This window comes from Halomonas sp. EF61 (genome assembly GCF_040147045.1).
Taxonomy (GTDB): Bacteria; Pseudomonadota; Gammaproteobacteria; order Pseudomonadales; family Halomonadaceae; genus Halomonas; species Halomonas litopenaei.
Genome location: NZ_JAMSHM010000002.1, coordinates 1,227,479 through 1,247,649, shown reverse-complemented (window position 1 = coordinate 1,247,649; position 20,171 = coordinate 1,227,479). Strand labels below are relative to the sequence as shown.

21 protein-coding genes and 1 tRNA gene are annotated in these 20,171 nt (G+C 60.7%); 13 read left to right on the top strand and 9 right to left on the bottom strand.

Going from position 1 to position 20,171, the window contains the following annotated elements:
- Positions 1-420: 420 nt before the first annotated feature.
- The 3 genes from NFI08_RS14405 to NFI08_RS22885 all read left to right on the top strand — a co-directional run bounded on the left by NFI08_RS14405 (position 421) and on the right by NFI08_RS22885 (position 3,498).
- Positions 421-1,377: a TAXI family TRAP transporter solute-binding subunit gene (locus NFI08_RS14405; RefSeq protein WP_124805326.1), complete on the top strand. Its 957-nt coding sequence runs from the start codon at positions 421-423 to the stop codon at positions 1,375-1,377.
- A gap of 3 nt (positions 1,378-1,380) precedes the next feature.
- Positions 1,381-3,309, top strand: a complete 1,929-nt coding sequence (locus NFI08_RS14400; protein WP_306169235.1) for a TRAP transporter permease — start codon at positions 1,381-1,383, stop codon at positions 3,307-3,309.
- A 72-nt stretch (positions 3,310-3,381) separates the two neighbouring features.
- Positions 3,382-3,498 carry a DUF4113 domain-containing protein gene (locus tag NFI08_RS22885; protein ID WP_185696372.1) on the top strand — a complete coding sequence of 39 codons (117 nt, stop codon included), beginning with the start codon at positions 3,382-3,384 and terminating at the stop codon, positions 3,496-3,498.
- A 110-nt stretch (positions 3,499-3,608) separates the two neighbouring features.
- On the opposite strand, the gene NFI08_RS14395 is transcribed toward NFI08_RS22885, so the two are convergent.
- The 5 genes from NFI08_RS14395 to NFI08_RS14375 all read right to left on the bottom strand — a co-directional run bounded on the left by NFI08_RS14395 (position 3,609) and on the right by NFI08_RS14375 (position 7,829).
- Positions 3,609-4,052, bottom strand: coding sequence for a hypothetical protein (locus tag NFI08_RS14395; RefSeq protein ID WP_124802907.1), 444 nt, complete (start codon positions 4,050-4,052; stop codon positions 3,609-3,611).
- Between the two features lie 365 nt (positions 4,053-4,417).
- A protein-coding gene (locus NFI08_RS14390) for an IS3 family transposase (protein WP_124802905.1) occupies positions 4,418-5,580 on the bottom strand; the annotation gives its coding sequence in 2 pieces (ribosomal slippage) (positions 4,418-5,322 and positions 5,322-5,580; 1,164 coding nt in all).
- Between the two features lie 13 nt (positions 5,581-5,593).
- Complete coding sequence (locus NFI08_RS14385) at positions 5,594-5,920, bottom strand: (2Fe-2S)-binding protein (RefSeq protein WP_260425280.1); 327 nt, start codon at positions 5,918-5,920, stop codon at positions 5,594-5,596.
- 91 nt (positions 5,921-6,011) lie between these two features.
- Positions 6,012-6,797 (bottom strand): carboxymuconolactone decarboxylase family protein, encoded by a 786-nt coding sequence (locus NFI08_RS14380; RefSeq protein WP_124802903.1) that lies wholly within the window; start codon positions 6,795-6,797, stop codon positions 6,012-6,014.
- A gap of 138 nt (positions 6,798-6,935) precedes the next feature.
- On the bottom strand, positions 6,936-7,829 hold the full coding sequence (locus tag NFI08_RS14375) for a LysR family transcriptional regulator (protein WP_124802901.1): 894 nt from the start codon (positions 7,827-7,829) through the stop codon (positions 6,936-6,938).
- A gap of 97 nt (positions 7,830-7,926) precedes the next feature.
- On the opposite strand from NFI08_RS14375, the gene NFI08_RS14370 reads away from it, so the two are divergent.
- The 8 genes from NFI08_RS14370 (at position 7,927) to NFI08_RS14335 (ending at position 13,888) form a co-directional block, all read left to right on the top strand.
- Complete coding sequence (locus NFI08_RS14370; protein WP_124802899.1) at positions 7,927-8,580, top strand: NADPH-dependent F420 reductase; 654 nt, start codon at positions 7,927-7,929, stop codon at positions 8,578-8,580.
- Between the two features lie 202 nt (positions 8,581-8,782).
- Positions 8,783-9,178 (top strand): (R)-mandelonitrile lyase, encoded by a 396-nt coding sequence (locus tag NFI08_RS14365; protein ID WP_124802897.1) that lies wholly within the window; start codon positions 8,783-8,785, stop codon positions 9,176-9,178.
- Positions 9,179-9,193: 15 nt separating this feature from the next.
- Complete coding sequence (locus tag NFI08_RS14360) at positions 9,194-9,916, top strand: RibD family protein (protein WP_349590163.1); 723 nt, start codon at positions 9,194-9,196, stop codon at positions 9,914-9,916.
- Positions 9,917-10,008: 92 nt separating this feature from the next.
- Positions 10,009-10,479, top strand: a complete 471-nt coding sequence (locus NFI08_RS14355) for a (R)-mandelonitrile lyase (RefSeq protein ID WP_185696371.1) — start codon at positions 10,009-10,011, stop codon at positions 10,477-10,479.
- Positions 10,480-10,608: 129 nt separating this feature from the next.
- Positions 10,609-11,370, top strand: a complete 762-nt coding sequence (locus NFI08_RS14350; RefSeq protein ID WP_124802893.1) for an SDR family NAD(P)-dependent oxidoreductase — start codon at positions 10,609-10,611, stop codon at positions 11,368-11,370.
- A gap of 100 nt (positions 11,371-11,470) precedes the next feature.
- Positions 11,471-11,830 carry a cyclophilin-like fold protein gene (locus NFI08_RS14345; RefSeq protein ID WP_124802891.1) on the top strand — a complete coding sequence of 120 codons (360 nt, stop codon included), beginning with the start codon at positions 11,471-11,473 and terminating at the stop codon, positions 11,828-11,830.
- A 72-nt stretch (positions 11,831-11,902) separates the two neighbouring features.
- Positions 11,903-12,649 carry an SDR family oxidoreductase gene (locus NFI08_RS14340; protein WP_124802889.1) on the top strand — a complete coding sequence of 249 codons (747 nt, stop codon included), beginning with the start codon at positions 11,903-11,905 and terminating at the stop codon, positions 12,647-12,649.
- Positions 12,650-12,772: 123 nt separating this feature from the next.
- Entirely contained in the window at positions 12,773-13,888 is a 1,116-nt protein-coding gene (locus NFI08_RS14335) for an MBL fold metallo-hydrolase (RefSeq protein ID WP_124802887.1), read from the top strand.
- A 149-nt stretch (positions 13,889-14,037) separates the two neighbouring features.
- Here NFI08_RS14335 and NFI08_RS14330 read toward each other — a convergent pair whose 3' ends face one another.
- From NFI08_RS14330 to NFI08_RS14320, 3 genes are all read right to left on the bottom strand, one after another.
- Complete coding sequence (locus NFI08_RS14330; RefSeq protein ID WP_124802885.1) at positions 14,038-14,988, bottom strand: IS481 family transposase; 951 nt, start codon at positions 14,986-14,988, stop codon at positions 14,038-14,040.
- Positions 14,989-15,072: 84 nt separating this feature from the next.
- Positions 15,073-15,576 (bottom strand): hypothetical protein, encoded by a 504-nt coding sequence (locus tag NFI08_RS14325; protein ID WP_124802883.1) that lies wholly within the window; start codon positions 15,574-15,576, stop codon positions 15,073-15,075.
- A gap of 36 nt (positions 15,577-15,612) precedes the next feature.
- Positions 15,613-16,215 (bottom strand): hypothetical protein, encoded by a 603-nt coding sequence (locus NFI08_RS14320; RefSeq protein WP_124802881.1) that lies wholly within the window; start codon positions 16,213-16,215, stop codon positions 15,613-15,615.
- Between the two features lie 651 nt (positions 16,216-16,866).
- On the opposite strand from NFI08_RS14320, the gene NFI08_RS14315 reads away from it, so the two are divergent.
- Positions 16,867-16,960 (top strand) — tRNA-OTHER (locus NFI08_RS14315).
- Positions 16,961-17,501: 541 nt separating this feature from the next.
- Complete coding sequence (locus NFI08_RS14310; protein WP_349590155.1) at positions 17,502-19,163, top strand: amidohydrolase; 1,662 nt, start codon at positions 17,502-17,504, stop codon at positions 19,161-19,163.
- A 79-nt stretch (positions 19,164-19,242) separates the two neighbouring features.
- On the opposite strand, the gene NFI08_RS14305 is transcribed toward NFI08_RS14310, so the two are convergent.
- Positions 19,243-19,848: a hypothetical protein gene (locus NFI08_RS14305; RefSeq protein WP_349590152.1), complete on the bottom strand. Its 606-nt coding sequence runs from the start codon at positions 19,846-19,848 to the stop codon at positions 19,243-19,245.
- Positions 19,849-20,171: the final 323 nt, after the last annotated feature.

The window sequence follows — 20,171 nt, the reverse complement described above, 5'->3', positions numbered from 1 at the left end:
GTATGAGGATGCCCGTAAATATATATTAGTTTTCACATAGGAGCACAATTAGCCTTAAGGAGGGAGGCTCGGAATATACAGGCAAAGTGGCTGGATTGTCCTGCTGAGGCTTTTCTTACAATGAACTCAGCATCATCAGATTTGATATTTCAAAAATCCAAAGTTAGCAATAAAGGAGTGGTCTAGGAAAAGAAGATTTAACTGATGCTTGGGCAGTCATAGTCCATGGATGGGGCGATCGGTATGCCGCTGCCGAGAAATTGGACGTCATTCGAGTGCCGAGTCTGAAGTTTGAAAGGCGTTGCTGTGGTGTGCTGCCTCATGAGCGTCTATCAAAAAACAGCCATATGACAGGCCAGCACGACAAGACATGTCTGTGGCTAATGACATTAAACAACAAGATAGGCGAGGAGTTTCGTCATGAAGTTTTCTAAAATGAGCTTTCTTGTATGCTGTGTAGGTCTACTGATTTCTAACGTCGCAGTGGCGCAGACACTAGGTATCGGGGCCGGTCGACAAGGATCGCAGAATTATGCCGTCAATGCTGGACTAGCGAAGTTTCTAAGCGAGGTAACTGAATTGGACGTGCGTGTCCAGGCCTACGGTGGATCAGGACAATCGATGCCGTTGATCGATACCGGACGGTTAGATATCCAGTTGATCCCTAGTCCTGACGTTATGGCTGCATTTCAGGGAGTCTCGCCCTTCGACGGTCGCGCTCTGAAGAACTTGCGTGTAATAACCTCACTAAATTCCTCGGCTTATGGCTTCATGGTCCGGAAGGACTCGGAGTATGAATCCGTATCTGACCTTAAGGGGCATAGCCTCACCTATGGTTATACAGCGCAGCCAACCCTCCGGCTGCAAGTCGATGGGATTCTTGCTGCTGGTGGACTTTCCATCGATGACCTTCAAGCACATATGGTGCCTTCAGTCCCTAACGGGGTCGATGATTTCATTTCAGGCAATGTCGACGCGGCATTCTTTTCTTTGGGAGGCGGTAAATCTCGCGAAGCCGATGCTACCGTAGGTATCCGCTGGCTAGCACTCGATGATACGCCTGAAGCCGAGGCGGCAATGCAAGAATTCGTACCGACATCCTACATCAAAATGGTCGAGCCGGCGGAAGACAATGTCGGAGTTGATAAACCGACACCCATGATGAGCTATGACTATGCTCTAGTCGCAGGAAAAAGTGTGCCTGAAGATGTTGTTCAAACCATTGTCGAGGCCATGCATAAAAATCCGGACAAGGTGCGCAATATCTACAAAACGTTTTCACAGTTTTCCCCTGAGGAAATGGTGCCTTCTTTTTCGGGGCTGACCCTACAACAAGGGGCCGAAACCTACTACATCGAGTCCGGACTCATGGAGTAACCCATGCAGGAAAACAACGGGGAAGAGAAACGTTACTGGGGGCAGGCAGCCGTCGTGTTAATGAGATGGTGTCTCGGTGTGTTGATCGTGGTATTGCCGGTGGGTTACGCCGGCAATGTATACCAAGCTCTGGGAGTTTCCCTTTATGATGTGCAAATCCTGGCAATGGTGCTTACCTGTGCATTAGCGTCGGGGTTCGTTCTAATGGCAGAGCAGGCCAGAAATCGCTTAATCGTCTTTTTGATGGTCGTCTGTGCCATCGTCACCTTGGGGGTTGGTGGGTATATTGCTCTCTACTACCCTGCCGTCTCGATGGAAGCTCCCTTTATGCCTGGCTGGCTCATCGTGTTGAGTGGTGTTGTGTTCGCAGCGATGATGCTTAACCTCCCCAAATCTGCAGGGGTGGGGATTATGGCAGTAGTATTGCTATTTATGGGCTATGGATTGTTCGGTCATCTCGTCCCTGGAGAATTGCAAAGCCGTCCGACATCACTGTCAGAGCTTTTAGTGTATCTTGCTATTGATGCCAACGGCATGCTCGGTACCGCCCTCAAAGTGGCAGTAGTTGTGGTCGTTCCCTATATGTTGTTTGGAAAACTCTTGGCTCGCTGCGGGGCTGCCGATTTCTTCAATGATGTTGCTCTTGCCGGTATGGGCCGCTTTCGTGGTGGTCCCGCAAAGGTGGCTATCACCGCATCTGGACTTTTTGGTTCCATATCAGGGAGTGCGGTCGGTAACGTTGTGGGAACCGGAGTCGTGACCATCCCTATGATGAAGCGAGCCGGTTTTCCGTCTACCTATGCCGGTGCCGTCGAGGCGGTTGCCTCGACGGGTGGGCAATTGGTTCCACCCGTAATGGGCGCCGCAGCCTTTATAATGGCGGATCTCATCGGAATCGACTACTCCGATGTCATGCTTGCGGCATTGCCTTCAGCTTTTCTCTACTATCTTGCCATCTTCATCAACGTCGACTTGCAGGCTGCCAAGCACGGCATTCGTTCCATTGAACGAGCGGAGATTCCATCTGGATGGCAATCTCTACGTCAAGGTTGGCACTTTCTTCTCCCTTTTGTAGTGCTATTCTATACGTTATTTACGCTCAACATGCGTCCCGAGAGGGCTGCCGTCCTTTCCATCCTGACATTGCTGGTCGTGAGCCTGGTTTTTGGCTATCGAGGCAAACGCATCAGCTTACGTGACATCATTTTTGTAGTTTCGTCAGCCGGAAGTGCAGCGGCTAACCTTGTTATTGTCTGTGCGGCCGCGGGTATGATCATTGGCGTGCTGAATCTCTCAGGACTGGCCTTCAACCTTACACTACACATCATTAATGCCAGCGGTGGAAATGTCGTAATCTTGGCTTTTATCACGGCCTTGATAAGTGTAATTCTCGGTATGGGGATGCCTACAGTCGGGGTTTACATCTTGCTCGCCACACTAGTCGCTCCTGCGCTTGTTGAATTCGGCATTCCGATTATAGCAGCCCATCTCTTCGTCTTCTATTTCGGCTTGCTATCAATGGTAACGCCGCCAGTGGCGCTGGCCGCATTCGCGGCAGCCAATATCGCAAATACAAAGGCGTGGTCAACTAGCGCGTCTGCCATGCGCCTCGCTTGGCCAGCATATGTGGTGCCATTTCTCTTTCTGTTTGCGCCTTCACTGATTCTTGAAGGAAGTCCAATAGGTGTACTTTGGGCATTGGCTTCGGCAACCCTCGGTATTTATATGGTGACTTCGGGTATCGTTGGTTACATGAGAGGTAGCCGAGGTACTGCATTCCGAGGTGCATTGATCTTGGGTGGTATCTTGGCACTGATTCCTGCCGGCCTCTTCTCGTTTGGGTTTTACTCCGATATCGCCGGGCTAATGATATTTCTCGCTTGCTGGTTCTCGGCAAGAATGTCAAAGTTACATGAGGGCGTGCTGCCATAAGATGCTATTTAGTCGGGGCCGGGCAGAGCAACTGCCCGGTCTATCCGACTGATAACTTTTGGGGGATTTCGATTGGCCCAATCATTCCTATGTGTAAATAGGCCAGGTAATGCCTGGGGGCTACGGTGTGAAAGGATGACACCTAGGTACATGACGCGATGGAACGAGTTGGTCAGTGTGAAATCGTGAAATTCAATGTTCCGTCTGTATACCGTATGGGCGGTCTCAATGACCAAGTGCAAAACGTGAGCCATCAGGTACGATGTTGCACTTGGGAACGTAAACTGGCATATATGGTATTATAAACTGGTCTTACCCTTGATTTGAAAAGCTTCTGCACTGGGGCAGAAAGTTCGCGCTTCTGGGGCCGAGGCTCCTGCTCGCATAGACTTCCAACAGGTACCTACTACCGAACAGTTATTGCATATTTCTTCCAAGGTTTCAAACTCAGGAGAATCTCCGGTTGAAAAGTCACTCTTCGAAACCCCAAACCGGCTCATCATTGCTGGCATCAGAGTATTGGCCGGTATCAACCCCCCGTAGTTTCCATTATTCATACGCCTAGCTACTTCACTCTCGAATTTATCTTCAAGTGAGAAATTTACATCCTGGATTATCTTCTGGTAAGCTTCGGGAGATTCATCCTGTATGTCGAGAAGCAGTTTCGAAAGGTGGTTCTTGTAGAAAAATTCCGAAACCTTGTGCATGCTTCTCACCAAATTCTTTTCAATACGGATATTCATTATCTCATCCTCGAAGTAGGTCAATCCACGTTAAGGTTAGGTGCATACTGAAATATGATTCTATATCTAAGTATCTTAGGGGGGTATGGGATATTTTCATTGACCCAGATCATTTTTATCCTACAAAATTCGTCTGCTAGATGCTGAGTGTGTTACCAGATCAGTGCCCTCAAGCTTGAGAACTGGCCGCGTAATCTGCTGATTCTATTGTTTTTTCTTTCAGTGCTTGTGCTCCCCTTATGGCATCTTTGTAGTTACACCTGCCAGAGCTGTAATGACCCCCTGGTTTCTGCACACCCTACGCCGCTAATGCTGGGTTGATCTTGCCCAGCAACTGATCTTACCCAGCATTGGTGGACACCAGTCTAAGCGATCTTTCGGGCCTCAAAGGCCTCTGGGCTGATCATCCCGATTGCACTGTGCCGCCGCTGCCGGTTGTAGTCCAATTCAATGTACTCGAACACCTGTCGTCGCATCGCCTCACGGGTCTCGAATCGCTCGCCGTGGATGGCTTCGACCTTGAGACTGTGGAAGAAGCTCTCAGCGCAGGCATTGTCGTAACAGTTGCCTTTGGCGCTCATGCTGCACTGGAGGTCGTGACGCGTCAGCAGCGACTGGTACAGCGTCGAGCAATACTGGCTCCCACGATCCGAGTTGACGATCACGCCCTTGGGCATCTTCCGGCTCCACAGGGCCATTTTCAGTGCATCGCCGACCAGGTCAGCGGTCATGCGCTCGCTCATCGCCCAGCCGATCACCTTGCGTGAGTACAGGTCGACCAGCACGGCCAGGTAGAGCCAGCCTTCACCGGTCGCCAGGTAGGTGATGTCGCCGACCCATTTCTGATTCGGTGCCGTAGCGGTGAAGTCCTGCTCCAGCAGGTTTGGTGCGACTGGCAGGCCATGCCGTGAATTCGTGGTGGCTTTGAACTTGCGAGCGGCTTTTGCGCGCAGGTTCTGCCGACGGAGGCTGGCGGCCACGGTATTGCGGCAGATTGCTACGCCAGCATTGTTCAGGTCATGGGTCAGCCTGGGGGCGCCTGAGCGCCCCTTCCCCTTCTCGAAGGCCTGAGCCACACGCTGATCGGTGATCGCTTGTCGGCAGCGGCGGGGAGACGGCCCACCACCACGTTGTCGCCAAGCGTAGTAGCCGCTGCGGGCAACGCCGAGAAACGCGCACATCCGTTGAACGCTGAATGCCTGACGATGCTGCTGGATGAAGGCGTACTTCACTTCAGGCTCTTCGCGAAGTACACCGCGGCTTTTTTTGCGATTTCAAGCTCTTCCGACTGCTCAGCCAGCTGACGCTTGAGGCGCGCGTTCTCTTCAGCCAAGGCCTGCTCGCGGGCCGAAGCACTTTGCTGCTGCTGGGCCTTGGCTCGCCACTGGTAGAACTGGCTGGGCTGAAGCCCCAGCTCACGAGCGGCGGCACTGGTACCAACACGATCAGCAAGTGCCAGGGCCTCATCCTTGTAGGCCTGGGTGTAACGGGTACGGGTCTTCTTCATCGATGCTGCTTGCCTTGCCATAGGGTCACCTCGTTCAGTGTACTGCCTTAACGGGGTGTCCACTGTTCGTGGGCAAGATCATGATCTGACCACCCTGGCAGTAGCCGCACTGCGCCACGTCCAGGTCCAGCCAGGCCTGCTGGACCCGCCGGCCGGTGGCGTCCTCGGCCAGCGCCTCGATGGTGGTGATCTCGCGCCCCTGGGCGGCGGAGATCGGGGTGATGCAGGAACGCGTGGCCTGGCCGTCCAGGTGCACCGTGCAGGCGCCGCACAGGCCCTGGCCGCAGCCGAACTTGGTGCCGGGCAGGTTGACCACGTCGCGCAGCGCCCAGAGCAGCGGCATCCGCTCCGGTACGTCCACGTCATGCTGTTAGCCGTTGATCGTCAGGGTGGGCATCACTCTCTCCTGGAGCTTTTTTTCGGTTCGGGGGGCACGACCGGCGGATCGGGCGTCACTCGGCGCGTGACTCGAAGATCTCCTTGGCGACCGGCAGGGTCGAGAATACGTTGGGCCAGCCGGCATAGAACGCCAGCTGGGTCAGCAGCTCCGAGGCCTCGCCGCGGGTCAGGCCATTGTCCATGGCGCGATTGAGATGGAAGCCGACCTGCTCGATCTTGCCGGCGGCGATCAGGGCGCTGACCGTGACCAGGCTGCGGTCGCGCGGGCTCAAGGCCGGGCGCAGCCAGAGGTCGCGGAAGAGCACGTCGGTGGTGTACTGGAGCACGCCGTCGGAGGAGCCGCCGTAGGTGGCCTCGACGCTCGCCTCGCGGGCCTGCTCGGCCTCCTCGTCGAGCGGCAGCAGCTCGGGGTCGGCGTCGGGTAGCTGATCTTCGCCGATCCCGCGCTCGGCGAAGACGTCCTGGACGATGGCGACCGCCGACATGGCATTGCCCCAGCCGGTGTAGAAGGCCAAATGGGTGATGGTCTCGGAGATCACCGCCGGGTCGACGCCGTTGTCGAGGGCCCGCTCGACCTGGGCCCGCATCTCGACGCGGTGGTTGCGCGCGATCACGGCCGCCAGGGTGGCGACGCTGCGGTCCCGGGGCGAGAGTCCCTCGCGAGCCCAGACCTCACCCAGCACCAGGTCCTCCTGGTAGGCGGCAAGCGCCGGAGAGACGGCGGCAATCTCCTCGGTGCCGGGCACGTCCGAGGAGGGGGCGGGGTCGTCAGCCAGGGCAGGCAGGGCCGCTGCCGTCGACATGGCGAGTGTCAGCAATGAAGCGGATGCGAGTTTCATCGTCGTCTCCTGGTCATGAGGGGGCTCGGTCCTCGAGGCAATACGTGCCGAACCGCCGTTCACGGTGGCAACGGGTGAGCTAGGGAACAAGCCTGCCGAACAGGATGCTGTTATGAAGGAGGTTCATGAATGACGGCGTCAGGAGCGATGTTTCAAGGCGTCCACGATGACCCCGAAGGCCAGGGACGACTGCCGGCGATGGGGGTAGTAGAGGAAGTAGCCGGGAAACGGCGGGCTCCAGTCCTCCAGTACCGCCACCAGCTCGCCGCTATCGAGGTGGGGGCGCACCAGGTCCTCCGGCACGTAACCGAGACCGTACCCGGCGAGGGCGGCCCGCACCACCGGATAGATGGTGTTGAAGGTGAACTGGCCGTCCACCCGCACCTTCAGCTCGCGCTCCGCCTTCTCGAACTCCCAGGCGTAGAGGCCGCCATGGGTGGAGAGGCGCAGGTTGATGCAGTCGTGGTCGGTCAGGTCCTGGGGGACCCGCGGCCTCTCCCGCCCCTCGAAGTAGGCGGGCGAGCCGACCACCAGCATGCGAAAGTCCGGGCCGACCCGCACGGCGATCATGCCCTCGGAGACCTGCTCGCCCAGCCGCACGCCGGCATCGAACTTCTCGGCCACGATATCGGTGAGGCTGTAGTCGGTGACGACCTCCACCTTGAGCTCGGGGTAAGCCTTCAATACCGGCGCCAGCTTCGGCCAGATCACGGCGTCGGCGGCATGATCGGTGGCGGTGATGCGGATCGTCCCGGCCGGCCGGTCGCGCATCTCGACCAGCGCCTCTAGCTCCTCCTCGATCTGCGAGAAGTGGGGCGCGATCCGCTCGAGGACGCGCTCCCCTTCCGCCGTCGGCGTTACCTTGCGCGTGGTGCGCGTCAGCAGGCGAACGCCGAGTCGGCTCTCGAGCCCGCGCACGGCGTGACTCAACGCCGACTGCGAGACGCCGATCTGCGCCGCGGCGCGGGTAAAGCTGCCGACCCGGGCGACGACGACGAAGGACATCAGGTCGGTGACGTTCTCCCTCAGCATTGATGAGCCTCTCTCATAATTGTTTTTCGATTGTAGCAACTTATCAGCCGCGAGCAGGGTGCTACCGTCTGATGAAGCATCTTGATGGGAGACCTTCATGAAGATCGGGATACTCGGCGCCGGCCTGATGGGCGCCAAGCTCGGCACCCTCTGGGCCTGGGCCGGCCACGACGTGACGTTCAGCTACTCGCGCCGCCCGGAGAGGCTGGAACGCCTCGCTCGGGACGCGGGGGCACGAGCGGGCACGCCCGCCGAGGCCATCGACGGGGCCGACGCCGTGCTGCTGGCCGTGCACTGGTCGAGGATCGACGATGTGCTGGGGCAGGCCGGCGACCTGGCCGACCGGGTGGTCGTCAACTGCTGCGTGCCCCTCGATCTCGACAACCGGGACCTGGTGCTGGGCACCACCACCTCGGGAGCGGAGGCGCTGGCGCGGCGGCTGCCCCGGGCGCGATTCGTCTCGGCCTTCAATACCTGTCCCAGCGAAGCCCTGTTTGAGGTCTTCGCCGCGCGGGAAGCCGTCTCGCTGCGCCCCCAGCTGCTCTATTACGGCGACGATGCCGGGGCCAAGTCGGTGGCCCGCCGGCTGATCCGTGACGTCGGCTATGAGCCCCTTGACGCCGGTCCGTTGCACACGGCTCGTTTCGTCGAGCCCTTCGCCATGGTGACCGCCGAACTCGCCTACGCGCAGCCCGGTGGACCGGCCCTCGTCTATCGCTTCGAACGGCTCGGAGGAGAGGCAGACTCATGAACCAATTTCATAACTTCTAGTCGCCCACCCCCGTTTATCGATAAGCGGGTGCCCACTATCTTGATAGGCACACCATCTTTTCTGGTATCCGCTCTGTTCCGCTGCTCTTTCCACCACCCCGGCCTCCCCGGTCCCCTGGCAGGTTGCGCGTCGCGAGAGCAGGTATCACGGAGCCGGTATCGCATTGCGAGAGGAGTTCACCATGAAGATCACCCGCGCAGGCAGCCAAGCGTCCCAACCAGGGCCGGAGGCGTACTTCACCGGCACCGTGCGAATCGATCCGCTGTTTTCGGCCGAGGCGCCCGGGACCGCCTCCGGCGCCGCCGTGACCTTCGAGCCGGGGGCGCGCACCGCCTGGCACACGCATCCCGCCGGTCAGACCCTGATCGTGACCCAGGGGGTGGGGCGCGTGCAGCGCGAAGGCGGCCTGGTCGAGGAGATTCGCCCCGGGGACGTTATTTGGTTCGCGGCCAACGAGAGGCACTGGCACGGGGCGGCACCGGAGGTCGCCATGACGCACATCGCCATCCAGGAAGCCGTCGACGGCTCGGTGGTGACCTGGCAGGAGAAGGTCAGCGACCGGGACTATGCCGGCTGACCCGGGAGAGACGCCATGCGCCCCAGCATCACCTGCCACATGATCACCTCCCTCGACGGCCGTCTGCATCCACAGCGCTGGGGCGACCCGGCGGACGGCCGGATCGATGAGCTCGTGGCGCGCCACTACGAGGCGGCGGCGAGCCGGCTGAAGGCCGAAGGCTGGATCGTCGGGCGCCGGACCATGGCGGAATTCGTCACCGAGCACGCCGAGGCGGAACGGCTCGAGGCGCCGCGCTCGCGCCCCCCGCACCTGGCGGCGCGCGCCGGCCGTGATCTCTGCGTGGCGATCGATCCCGCTGGCCGACTGCGCTTTGAGGCCGATCACGTCGAGGGCGACCACGTGGTGGTGATCCTCTCGGAGCGGGTCGCGGAGCGACGGCTCACCCGGCTGCGCGAGGCCGGCGTGACCTATCTCTTCGCCGGGCCGGACGGCGACGACCTCGCCCCGGCGCTGGCCACGCTCGGCGAGGCCTTCGGCGTCGAGCACCTGCTGCTCGAAGGCGGCGGGGTCACAAACGGCGCCTTCCTGGCGGCGGGGCTCATCGATGCGCTGAGCATCCTGGTCTGCCCGGCCCTGGATGGCCTCGCCGGCGAGCCCTCCATCTTCGACCACACGGGTCCGCCGGGCAGCCGCCCCGCGGCGGGACAGCGCCTTCACCTGCGCGCCTGCGAGACCCTGCCCGGCGGCGTGGCCTGGCTGCGCCATGACATCGAACGAGAGGCCCCCTCGGCGTAGCCCCTACCGGGCTTTTGCCGCGCCTCGGCTATCCCCCCACCGATTCCGGCAGCCCCGAGGCTTGCCGCTTACCCCACTCGAGGAGAGTTCGCATGATCCGATTCAGCGCTATCGCCTTGACCGCTGCCTTGGTGTCGACCGGCGCCGTCGCCCAGAGCATGGAGGTCATCAAGAATGGCACCCGTGAGGGCTTCATGGGCCCCGACGACAAGTTCACCGGCACCGCCTATATCGAGCCAGTCTTTTCCAACGAGGCGCCGTTCGTCGTCAACGGCGGCAAGGTGACCTTCCTGCCGGGGGCGCGCTCCAACTGGCACACCCATCCCGCCGGGCAGGTGCTGGTGGTGACCGACGGCGCCGGTTGGGTGCAAGAAGAGGGCGAGGAGAAGCGGCTCATGGAGCCGGGCGACGTGGTGTGGTGCCCGCCGGAGGTCAAGCACTGGCACGGCGCCACCGCGACCACCGCGGTCACCCACATGGCGATCCAGCAGTTCAAGGACGGCGAAAACGTCGTCTGGATGGAACCGGTCACCGACGAGCAGTACGCCGGCGACGCGCCGTGATCGCGCTGGCCGTGGCCATCGCTCGTGATTGATGAGCCGTAATCATGAGTGCTTGCAAATTGTCCGGGCTAATCGTGCTGGCGAGCCCGGCGTACCATCCTCTCCATCACTTACTTCGGGAGAGCACGCATGAGTCATGATTTCACGAGCAAGGTCGCACTGGTCACCGGCGCCGCGTCCGGCATGGGGCTGGCCACGGCCAGGGCCTTCGCCGAGGCCGGCGCGATGGTGGCGCTCGCCGACGTGAATGGCGATGCCGTTCGGGCCGCCGCCGACGAGCTGGCCACCAACGGCGCCCAGACCCTGGCCATCACCTGCGACGTGACCGATGAGGCCTCGGTGAAGGCCATGGTCGAGCAGACGGTCGAGGCCTTCGGCGCGCTGGATGCCGCCTTCAACAACGCCGGCGTGCAGTCGATCGCCACCGAGACCGCGGACCTCGAGAGCGAGGAGTTCGATCGCGTCAACGGCATCAACCTGCGCGGCGTGTGGCTGTGCATGAAGTACGAGCTGCGCCAGATGCGCGAGCAGTGCAGCGGCGCCATCGTCAACTGCTCCTCGCTCGGCGGCTTCGTCGGCGTGCCGGGCCGCGGCGCCTACCATGCCGCCAAGCATGGCGTGCACGGCCTGACCAAGACCGCGGCGCTCGAGTATGCCGCCCAGGGCATCCGCATCAACGCCGTCTGCCCCGGCATCATCGATACGCCGATGGTCGCCGGCATGAAGGAGCAGGAGACCGAGGCCATGGATATCCTGATGGAGCAGGTCCCGGCCCGTCGCCTGGGGACCGCCGAGGAGATCGCCGACCCGGTGCTGTGGCTGTGCGGCCCCGGCTCGACCTTTGTGATGGGCCACGCCCTGGCCGTCGACGGCGGCTACACGGTGCGCTGATCCCATGCGGCGCCAGGCCCTCAAGGCCGCCATGGCCGTCGTCACCCTCGCCTGCGTGGCGAAAGCCTTAGCCGACGGCGCCCCGTCAACGGAGATTCTCATGAAGATACAGATCGTCCTGGAAGGCCAGACGCTCGCGGCGACCCTCGAGGACACCCCGGCCGCCCGGGCCTTTGCGGACATGCTGCCGCTGGAACTGAGCCTCGAGGACTTTCACGCCATTGAGAAGGTTGCGGACCTTCCCGGCCCGCTACCGACGGAGAGTGAGCCCGAGGGCATCGACCCCGAGGTCGGCGATATCACCCTCTACGCCCCTTGGGGAAACCTGGCGATCTTCTATCGCGACTTCGGCTACGCGCGGGGCCTGGTTCGCCTGGGGAGGATCGACGGCAGCACGGCGGCGCTGGAAGCCAAGGGCCCGCTGCCGGCCCGGATCGAACGCATGGACGCCGCGCAGTGACCCCGACGAGCGTCGGGTGACCCTTCAACACTGAACAAGCAACATTCAACAGAACACACAGAGGCAAATGACATGATCGACAACGTCAAAGGCAAGGTAATCGTCATCACGGGCGCCAGCAGCGGCAACGGCGAGGCGGCGGCGCGCCACCTCGCCGAGCGGGGCGCCGTCGTCGTCCTAGGCGCGCGCCGCCAGGAGCGCATCGATGCGCTGGCTAAGGAACTCACCGAGGCAGGCCACCAGGCCCTGGCGGTGGCCACCGACGTCACCGACAAGGCGCAGGTCACCCGGCTGATCGATGCCGCAGTCGAGAACTTCGGCAAGGTGGATGTGCTGCTGAACAATGCCGGCCTGATGCCGCTCGCTCCCCTCGAACAGCTCAAGATCGACGAGTGGGAGCAGATGATCGATGTCAACTTGAAGGGCACGCTGTATGGCATCGCGGCGGCGCTTCCCCACATGAAGCAGCAGCAGTCCGGGCACATCATCAACGTGTCGTCTGTCTACGGTCACAAGATGGGGCCCGACGCGACCGTCTACTGCGCGACCAAGTTCGGTGTTCGCGCCCTCTCCGAAGGGCTTCGCCAGGAAGTGAAGCCCTACAACATCCGCACCACCGTCATCTCGCCCGGCGCGGTGGCAACGGAGCTTCTGGATCATATCAGCGATCAGGAGATCCAGACGCAGACCAAGGACTTCGTCAGCCAAATCGCGATTCCGGCGGACAGCTTCGCGCGCATGGTCGCCTTCGCGATCAACGAGCCCGAGGATGTCGACGTCAACGAGATCCTGTTTCGCCCCACCGCTCAGCCGATCTGATCCCGCCTCGAGCCGTTCGAACGGTGAACGCCTGTTAACCGACCGTCAGGGCTGCGGGACATCCCCGCAGCCCTGATTGCATCCGCTGTTTCGTCGGAGCGTTGCCCATCAGGAAATGTCGAAATGAAAAAGAAGTTTAGGAAGATGGTAACGGTGATCGGCACTCTCGCCGGTGTACTGCTGCTGGGAGGGTGGGCTTATCTTCAGCACCCCAAGTTCGGCGAGCTGCCCGAGGGTAACGCTCTCGCCACGATCAAGCGCTCTCCCAACTACGTGGACGGTGCCTTCCGCAACCTGGTGGATACCCCGATGTTCACCCAGAACCGCAGCTTCCTGTCAGTACTCGTCGAGAACCTCCGTGCGAGCAATGAGGGGCTGACGCCGGAGGACGCCATTCCTTCAGTAAAGACGGACTTGCAGGCGCTGAATGTTGACCAGGATCTGGTGATCTGGCTGGGGCATTCCTCCTATTACGTGCAGCTGGGTGGCAAGCGGATCCTGATCGACCCGGTTTTCAGCGAGGATGCCGCGCCCGTCCCCTTCGCCAATCGTGCCTTTGCCGGCACCAACCCCTACAGCGCCGAGGATATACCGTCCATCGACTACCTGTTGATCACCCATGATCACTGGGATCACCTGGACTATCCCAGCATCACGGCGTTGAAATCCAAGGTCGGTAACGTGGTGACGGGTCTGGGAGTAGGCGCCTATTTCGAGCAGTGGGGGTATGACCCCGAGAACGTCCACCAGCACGACTGGAACGACACCCTGGAACTGGACGACGAGCTGACGTTGCATGTCTTGGCCGCGCGGCATTACTCAGGGCGCATGCTGCAGCGCAATCAGACCCTGTGGGTCGGTTTCGCTCTGGAAACCCCCGAGCGACGGCTCCTATTTAGTGGTGATAGCGGCTATGGGCCCCACTTTGCCGAGATCGGGCAACGCTTCGACGGCTTCGATCTGGTGGCATTGGACCATGGCCAGTACGATTCGCGCTGGGCCTATATCCACATGACGCCCGAGGAGGCCGCGCAAGCGGCGGAAGAGCTCAGGGCCGCGGCACTGCTGCCCGCCCATGTTGGCAAGTTCGCGCTCGCCCGGCACACCTGGCAGGAACCCTTCGAGCGCATTGCGGCGGCCAGCCAAGGACGTGAGTATCGACTGGTCACTCCGCTCATCGGCGAGCCGCTGCAGCTGGCGGGCGATGCCTTGCCGGTTGTTTCCCATTGGTGGGAATAGCCACTGAGGCGGCTGTGTGTAACCGCGCGCCGAACTTGGCACAGCCTAGCGCTCGCTTTAGCATCAGCCGGCAATGGCTATCAATCACACACCACCGCCTAGCGGAAACTTTGGCATAAGCTCGCGCTGGATAAATGCACCACGGAGAGCTAGGTGTGTAAACCCACCAGGTTGTTCACGGAAAGGCCCAGCCGGCTAACCGGAGGGTGGTAATCCAGACTGGCATGCGGCCGATGCCAGTTGTACTGATGGAGCCAGGCGGGCAGGTGCCTGCCACGCTCTGCCGAACTGGCGTATGACCGGGCGTAGGCCCACTCACGTAGCGCCGTCTGGATGAATCGTTCCGCCTTGCCGTTGGTGCGCGGGCTATATGGCTTGGTCCGGCGGTGTTTCAGCCTCAGCCGCCGGCACAGGCGCTGGAAGCGCCGGGACCGGTAGCAGGCGCCATTGTCGGTGAGCACCCGGATGAAGCGGATGCCCAGGCTGGCGTAGTAGCGCATGGCCTGAAGCAGGGCCAGGCAGGCGCTCCAACTCGTCTCGTCCGGGTGAACGCTGCTGAAGGCCAATCGCGTGTGGTCGTCGATGGCGACATGAACGTACTCCCACCCCGCGCCACGCGTGTTCTGCTGGCGATCGCCGGTCACGCGATGTCCCGGTCGCTCGAAGCGTCCCAGCTTTTTGATGTCCAGATGCAGGAGATCCCCGGGGGCGTCGTGTTCGTAGCGGTTGTCGGGCCTGGCCGGTGACAGGACAGCCAACCGGTTCAGCCCCTTGCGCTTGAGAATGCGCGCCACCGTGCTGTGGCCGATGCCCAGTGTCTCGGCGATCTGACGATAGGTCTGGCGCTGCTGACGACGTTCGATGATCTGCTCCACAGTAGCCGCGCCTGTCGCGAAGGGGCTTCGGGCAGGGCGTGACGTACGGTCCTTGAGACCGGCGCGACCCTCCTCGCGGAAACGACGCACCCACTTGTAAACCGTTCTCACACTGACGCCCTGGGCTTGCGCTACTTCTCTGGGCCGAAGCCCTTCATCGATCACGCGAGCGGCCAGCAGGGCTCGACCATGCGGAGTGAGACGGGCATTCTTATGGGTGTTCATCCGGGCCTCCTGGAGCGATTGGTTGGTTCGCATCTCCAGTCTTCCGGGTAGGCTCCGGATGAACAACCTACCGAGAGATCACAGCTAGGTCTGAGACTTTGCAGAATCCGTTTCACGGGCCTTCCTCTCCAGAGATACCCGTACAACCTTGGGGCGATCGCTGAAGACGTGGTAAACCCCCACATACAAATGGTCAGCGTGCTCGAGCGATTCTCGAAGGTGTTCTTCCTTCACCATCCCGGTCCAGAGCTCGCCTGGCGCTAGCTTGCTAGGCAAGCGACCTGGGTCGGGATGAGGGAAGAGCGTGGTGGTGACGGACTTTCTTCTAAGCAGTCTATCTAACCGCCCTTGATAGCTGTGGCTAAACAGGTGGGTGATCGTGGTGGGCAGAGAGCCAGCATTCGCAATGCTGACCAGCGCCCAAGGTTCCTCCTCCAATTCAGCATCTGGACCAACTACTTGCATGCCCGGAGAGACCTTGATGCGTAGGATCGGCCCTTCCTTGAGGTACTTGAAAACCTGCCAGCCGAACGACGCCACGCCCGTAATGGCGCCAACTATCGCTATTGCGCTTGTCCCTGCTGCCATATCGCTCTCCTGAATGCTCCGCAGTGCCTGCCCATCCTACCGAACGGACCACCCGTTAACGGCTGATAACGCCCCCATGCGGCGTCGCTGCTGGTCGGCTGCATGGTCAGCGATCAGCCGGTCGGCGAGGTCCAGGGCGCGCTTCAGGAAGGCGAGGTCCTGTTGGAAGGTCTCCTTTCCGCCTTCACCGGTATAGAGGATCCCGCCGGGGATCACATCTTGGATGACACTTTCAACGAGCTGGTAGAGCTGGACAATGCGAGATGCCTCCTCGGGCTCCAGCAGGCCGAGCTTGTCGACGTTGGCGTTGAAGACCTTGAAGTAGTCGCTGGGCACTTTCACTGACAGGTCCGGAAGCCCTCCTTCCGCGCCCGCTTGAAGGTCCTCCAGGTATCCGCGTGATCGCATGAGTTCGCTCATGGCGGATATCTCGGCGATCAGAGAGGCACGAAGGGTCCTGTATTGGCGGATCTCCCTGCGGCGCTCCAGCAGCGCGGCGGGGATGAACGCTGCGAGAAAGCCTACAGTGCCGGTGATGATCGCAGGCAGTGCCACTACCCACAGCGAGCCGCTGTCCTCCACGGTGGCCTTCAGCTCGGTCATCTTGGTGAGTAGTTGAGTCGCAAGATCCTGTTCCACCTGGTGCCCCCCTTGCTCATTGCATGACGGCCCCATCCTAACGAAAACGGCCGGGGGTTAACCGGCCGGAATGGGCAGGTTGAGAGACGCCACCCCCTCCGACCACTCCACAGCTTCGAGCTCCGTTCGGTCCTCGGCGGCCAGAGCAGTCTGGGCGTTGAGCTCGCCTTCGCAGGCGATCAGCTCGCTGCGGCGGTTGGCGATGTCGAGCAGCGCCTGGCGGACGTCGGCGACGGGGAGGTCGGCGTGGAACTGGCTATCGCTGTCCTTCCAGCGTGCGAATGCGGTCTGGCCGGTGGTGGCGGCGAGGTTCAGGGCTCCATCAGCGCTTGCCGGTTGCTGGGATCGCCGGCGTAGGTGATGCCCGCCTACCCCGACGCCTTGCGCCCGGACTCGAGGGCATCGCGCTTGCGGGCGGCGAGTTGCTCCAGAAGCTCCAGCGGTTTGCTGAAGGCCTGGCCGTTCTGATGATCCCTTGGTTGTAGATCCACTGTGAAAATGGCCGGCGACACCGCCGTCACTTTTGCAGCGGACGCTCGTCCGCTGCAGTGGTATTGCGCAATGTGGTCGCAGTTTGGTCGCAGATTGAGGCGAATCAACGTGTTGTGTGTAACTAATGTAAGAGTGCAAGTGGTTGATTTATCGACAAGTGCCTGTTGCAAGCGCGGCCTGGAGTTGTCGAAAAACGGATTCAAAATCCGCCGCTGGAAACAGTGTGTCGGTTCGAGTCCGACCACCGGCACCATTCCCAATGCAGTTCGTGTATTCCCTCCTTACGCTCGTTTTCCCCTATCTGCAGTTCCCTAGGCGCTAGCGACTCGAGATAGGCCAGAGCAGTACCTTCGATGGGCAACCAGAGAGACCGTTCAAGCTCGGGTCAGCAGATCATGAGGGTCGGTGTTGTCACGATCCGACCATCGTCCACGCAAAAGGTAGCGAGCCTGGAAACAGGCCCAGTACCCATTCTGGCGCTTGTCTCGCCTGATCCATGTTTTGTCAGCCGGTTCGATAAATCGACCGCCTAATCCGCTCAAGACCTTCAGGACGCTCAAGCCTGACTCTAAGGCATGCACCGAACGCATCTCGGTAGGCAGCGGTGACAATGCGTGCCGATGTTGTATGCCAGACTGGTGGTCTTTTCTTCGCCTATTTGCCTCCTTTTTCCTCGGTGTTTGTAGGTGATAGTCCTTCCTTGTATCCCCCATGCTCCTAGGGTGCCGCCGAACAATACGGCTAGGCTGAAAGTTGATTCAGGCCTTATGACAACAAGATGAAAGGGTGGGCCCATGCTCAATAAAACGTTGCTTGCGTTGTCGGTTGCCGGCGCCAGTCTTGGTGTTTGTGCCGATACCACCGTGATTCATGATGCCAACGGCTACGGTTTCGATGCCAATCGCCAGTTGGTGAGCTTTACCACCCTTGTCGTCGAGGATGGCAAGGTGGTGGCACGAGGCGATGAGCAACTGCTATCGGAGTATCCTGAACCACAGGCAACGATCGATGCGGGTGGCCGCACGCTGTTGCCTGGCCTGATCGACGCCCACGGACATCTGATGGGGCTCGGCTATAGCCTGCTCGAGGTCGAGCTGCGTGGCCTGGCGTCGGCCGAGCAGAGCGCGAATGCAGTCGCCGACTTCGCCGCGGCAAATCCTGATCTGGAATGGATACGCGGCAGGGGATGGAATCAGGTGCTGTGGGACGGCAAGGCATTTCCCACCGCGCTAGTGCTCGATGAAGTGATTGCCGATCGCCCCGTGGTGCTGAGTCGAGTGGATGGGCATGCGATCTGGGTCAACAGCAAGGCCATGGAAATGGCAGGCGTGGATGGCGAGACCCAGGCACCGGAAGGGGGCGAGATCATTCGTGATGATGCCGGCACACCGACCGGCGTTTTCATCGACAATGCAGAGCTGCTTATCACCGACAAGATTCCCCCGCGCAGTGCACAGGAAATGGCCAAGGCCTTCGATACCGCCGTGGCACATCTGCAGGAACTTGGCATCACCGGAATGCACGATGCCGGCGCCAGCGCCGCTGAGCTTGAGATGTACCACTCCAGGGCCGATGCAGGTGAGTTGGGGGTGCGCATCTATCCGATGGTGTCATCAAGCGACCCGAAGCTTGACGAGATTCTCGCGCAGGGCATCCACGACGACCCCGAAGACTGGCTGGATATTCGCAGCGTCAAGATCTATGCAGATGGCGCCCTCGGCAGTAGAGGCGCGGCGCTGCTGGCGCCCTACAGTGATCGACCCGATTCCAGCGGACTGATGATCCAGAATCAGGATGCCCTGCAGGCGCTGGTCGATCAGGTCAGCAGCCAGGGATTCCAGGCCAATATGCACGCGATAGGCGACCGCGCCAATCGTGTCGCTCTGGACGTCTATGCGCGTAGTCTGGAGCAGGATCCCCAGCGGCGTGAGCTTCGCCATCGCATCGAGCATGCGCAGGTGGTGAGCGTTGATGATATACCGCGATTTACGGAACTTGGCGTCATTCCCTCGATGCAGCCCACCCATGCGACCAGTGACAAGAACATGGCCGGTGACCGGCTAGGCCAGGAGCGTCTTGCCGGTGCCTACGCCTGGCGCTTTTTCATGGACAGTGGTAGCCGTATCGCCGCGGGTTCCGACTTTCCGGTCGAGCCAGCCAACCCCTTTTACGGCCTGCACGCCGCCGTGACTCGGGAAGACCGCGACGACCAGCCCGAAGGAGGCTGGCTACCCGGGCAGAAGCTCACCGTGGCCGAAGCCCTGCGCGGCTTTACCGTCGATGCGGCCTACGCGGCGCACCAGGAGGGTAGCCTGGGTGGCTTGATGCCGGGGCAGTGGGCGGATTTCGTACTGGTGGATACCGATATCCTGCGTGCCGATCCGGCTGAGCTCTGGCAAACCCGGGTGAGTGAAACCTGGATTGCCGGAGAGCGAGTATTTGTGCGGGACCAATAGGCCGAAAGGCGCCCCGCAAGGCATGGAGCAAGGCCGATATGCTTTGTTTGCGGCGAAGGGGGGGCGCCGGTTTACTCGTTCACGATGGCTCGATTTCAGCCTGACTCAGGGCGGTGATGGCGGTCTCGGCCAGGCCTGCCAGCGATGAAATGTCCAGCAGCGAAGAGTGGTGATACTCGGCTAGGCCAGGCTGGGTCCGCCAGTAGCGGGAGTCCTGTCCATCGATCTCCCACCCTGGCGGAATGTCGTGAATATCCCGCGGTTCGATGCTGAACGCGGCCACCAGCCCTTCGCCCTGATGCCAGCTCAGCAAGGTGGTCAGTGGCTGGCCGTTGTCGCGGTTGATGAAGCACCGAAACAACCCTTGGGTCCAGACGTTCTGGGGGCTCGGTTGCTGTTCTGGGGGGAGTTCTCCGATGGAGAGCTCGCGCCAGATGGTGCCCTTGATCAATGGCTTCCAGATGCGCTTCGACGCCTTCAGCAGGACTTCTAGATAATCGTTGCGGATCTGATGCGCCAGAATCAGCGTATTGCAGTGGTTGATGAGTTCGTCCCACTGCATGCCGACCGCCAGGTGCTCCAGCTCATGGGCGAGCAGGGCGTCCACGGCGTGTCGTGTGGAAGGGTGCTGCAGGTAGTCGTGAAGCGGGTCGGACAGTTTCAGGTCATGGCGAGAGGTTTTCATATCGGTCCCTGCTGGGAAGAGGGACGGAATGCCGCCTCTTGCCCCCGAAAGGCGATGCGACGGCGTCCATGCCGTCGGTGACTTGTCACTCGACCAATCCTTGGTCGGCAGGATCAGAATAGCCCCCTTGGACGGCTGTGCCTTTGATCAGGATCAGGTGGCCATGAGCATGGTTGTGCGATAGCGCTACTTTGCTGTTTTTTGGGCACAACTGGTCCAGTGTTGCGGAAAAAACTGTGGCCAGCTCTTCGCTTCAGCGCACCCTGGTCGTGCGTGAAGCGCGGGGCGATGCTCGTGCGCCGGCTTTACAAGGGTTCGAGGCT

Bases quoted from the DNA above. Each gene is read 5' to 3' on its own strand.
- NFI08_RS14305 (WP_349590152.1), bottom strand. From the start codon at position 19,848: ATGAAAACCTCTCGCCATGACCTGAAACTGTCCGACCCGCTTCACGAC.
- NFI08_RS14335 (WP_124802887.1), top strand. From the start codon at position 12,773: ATGAAAAAGAAGTTTAGGAAGATGGTAACGGTGATCGGCACTCTCGCC.
- NFI08_RS14350 (WP_124802893.1), top strand. From the start codon at position 10,609: ATGAGTCATGATTTCACGAGCAAGGTCGCACTGGTCACCGGCGCCGCG.
- NFI08_RS14330 (WP_124802885.1), bottom strand. From the start codon at position 14,988: ATGAACACCCATAAGAATGCCCGTCTCACTCCGCATGGTCGAGCCCTG.
- NFI08_RS14405 (WP_124805326.1), top strand. From the start codon at position 421: ATGAAGTTTTCTAAAATGAGCTTTCTTGTATGCTGTGTAGGTCTACTG.
- NFI08_RS14340 (WP_124802889.1), top strand. From the start codon at position 11,903: ATGATCGACAACGTCAAAGGCAAGGTAATCGTCATCACGGGCGCCAGC.
- NFI08_RS14395 (WP_124802907.1), bottom strand. From the start codon at position 4,052: ATGAATATCCGTATTGAAAAGAATTTGGTGAGAAGCATGCACAAGGTT.
- NFI08_RS14365 (WP_124802897.1), top strand. From the start codon at position 8,783: ATGAAGATCACCCGCGCAGGCAGCCAAGCGTCCCAACCAGGGCCGGAG.
- NFI08_RS14355 (WP_185696371.1), top strand. From the start codon at position 10,009: ATGATCCGATTCAGCGCTATCGCCTTGACCGCTGCCTTGGTGTCGACC.
- NFI08_RS14380 (WP_124802903.1), bottom strand. From the start codon at position 6,797: ATGAAACTCGCATCCGCTTCATTGCTGACACTCGCCATGTCGACGGCA.
- NFI08_RS14370 (WP_124802899.1), top strand. From the start codon at position 7,927: ATGAAGATCGGGATACTCGGCGCCGGCCTGATGGGCGCCAAGCTCGGC.
- NFI08_RS14360 (WP_349590163.1), top strand. From the start codon at position 9,194: ATGCGCCCCAGCATCACCTGCCACATGATCACCTCCCTCGACGGCCGT.
- NFI08_RS14375 (WP_124802901.1), bottom strand. From the start codon at position 7,829: ATGCTGAGGGAGAACGTCACCGACCTGATGTCCTTCGTCGTCGTCGCC.
- NFI08_RS14325 (WP_124802883.1), bottom strand. From the start codon at position 15,576: ATGGCAGCAGGGACAAGCGCAATAGCGATAGTTGGCGCCATTACGGGC.
- NFI08_RS14310 (WP_349590155.1), top strand. From the start codon at position 17,502: ATGCTCAATAAAACGTTGCTTGCGTTGTCGGTTGCCGGCGCCAGTCTT.
- NFI08_RS14400 (WP_306169235.1), top strand. From the start codon at position 1,381: ATGCAGGAAAACAACGGGGAAGAGAAACGTTACTGGGGGCAGGCAGCC.
- NFI08_RS14345 (WP_124802891.1), top strand. From the start codon at position 11,471: ATGAAGATACAGATCGTCCTGGAAGGCCAGACGCTCGCGGCGACCCTC.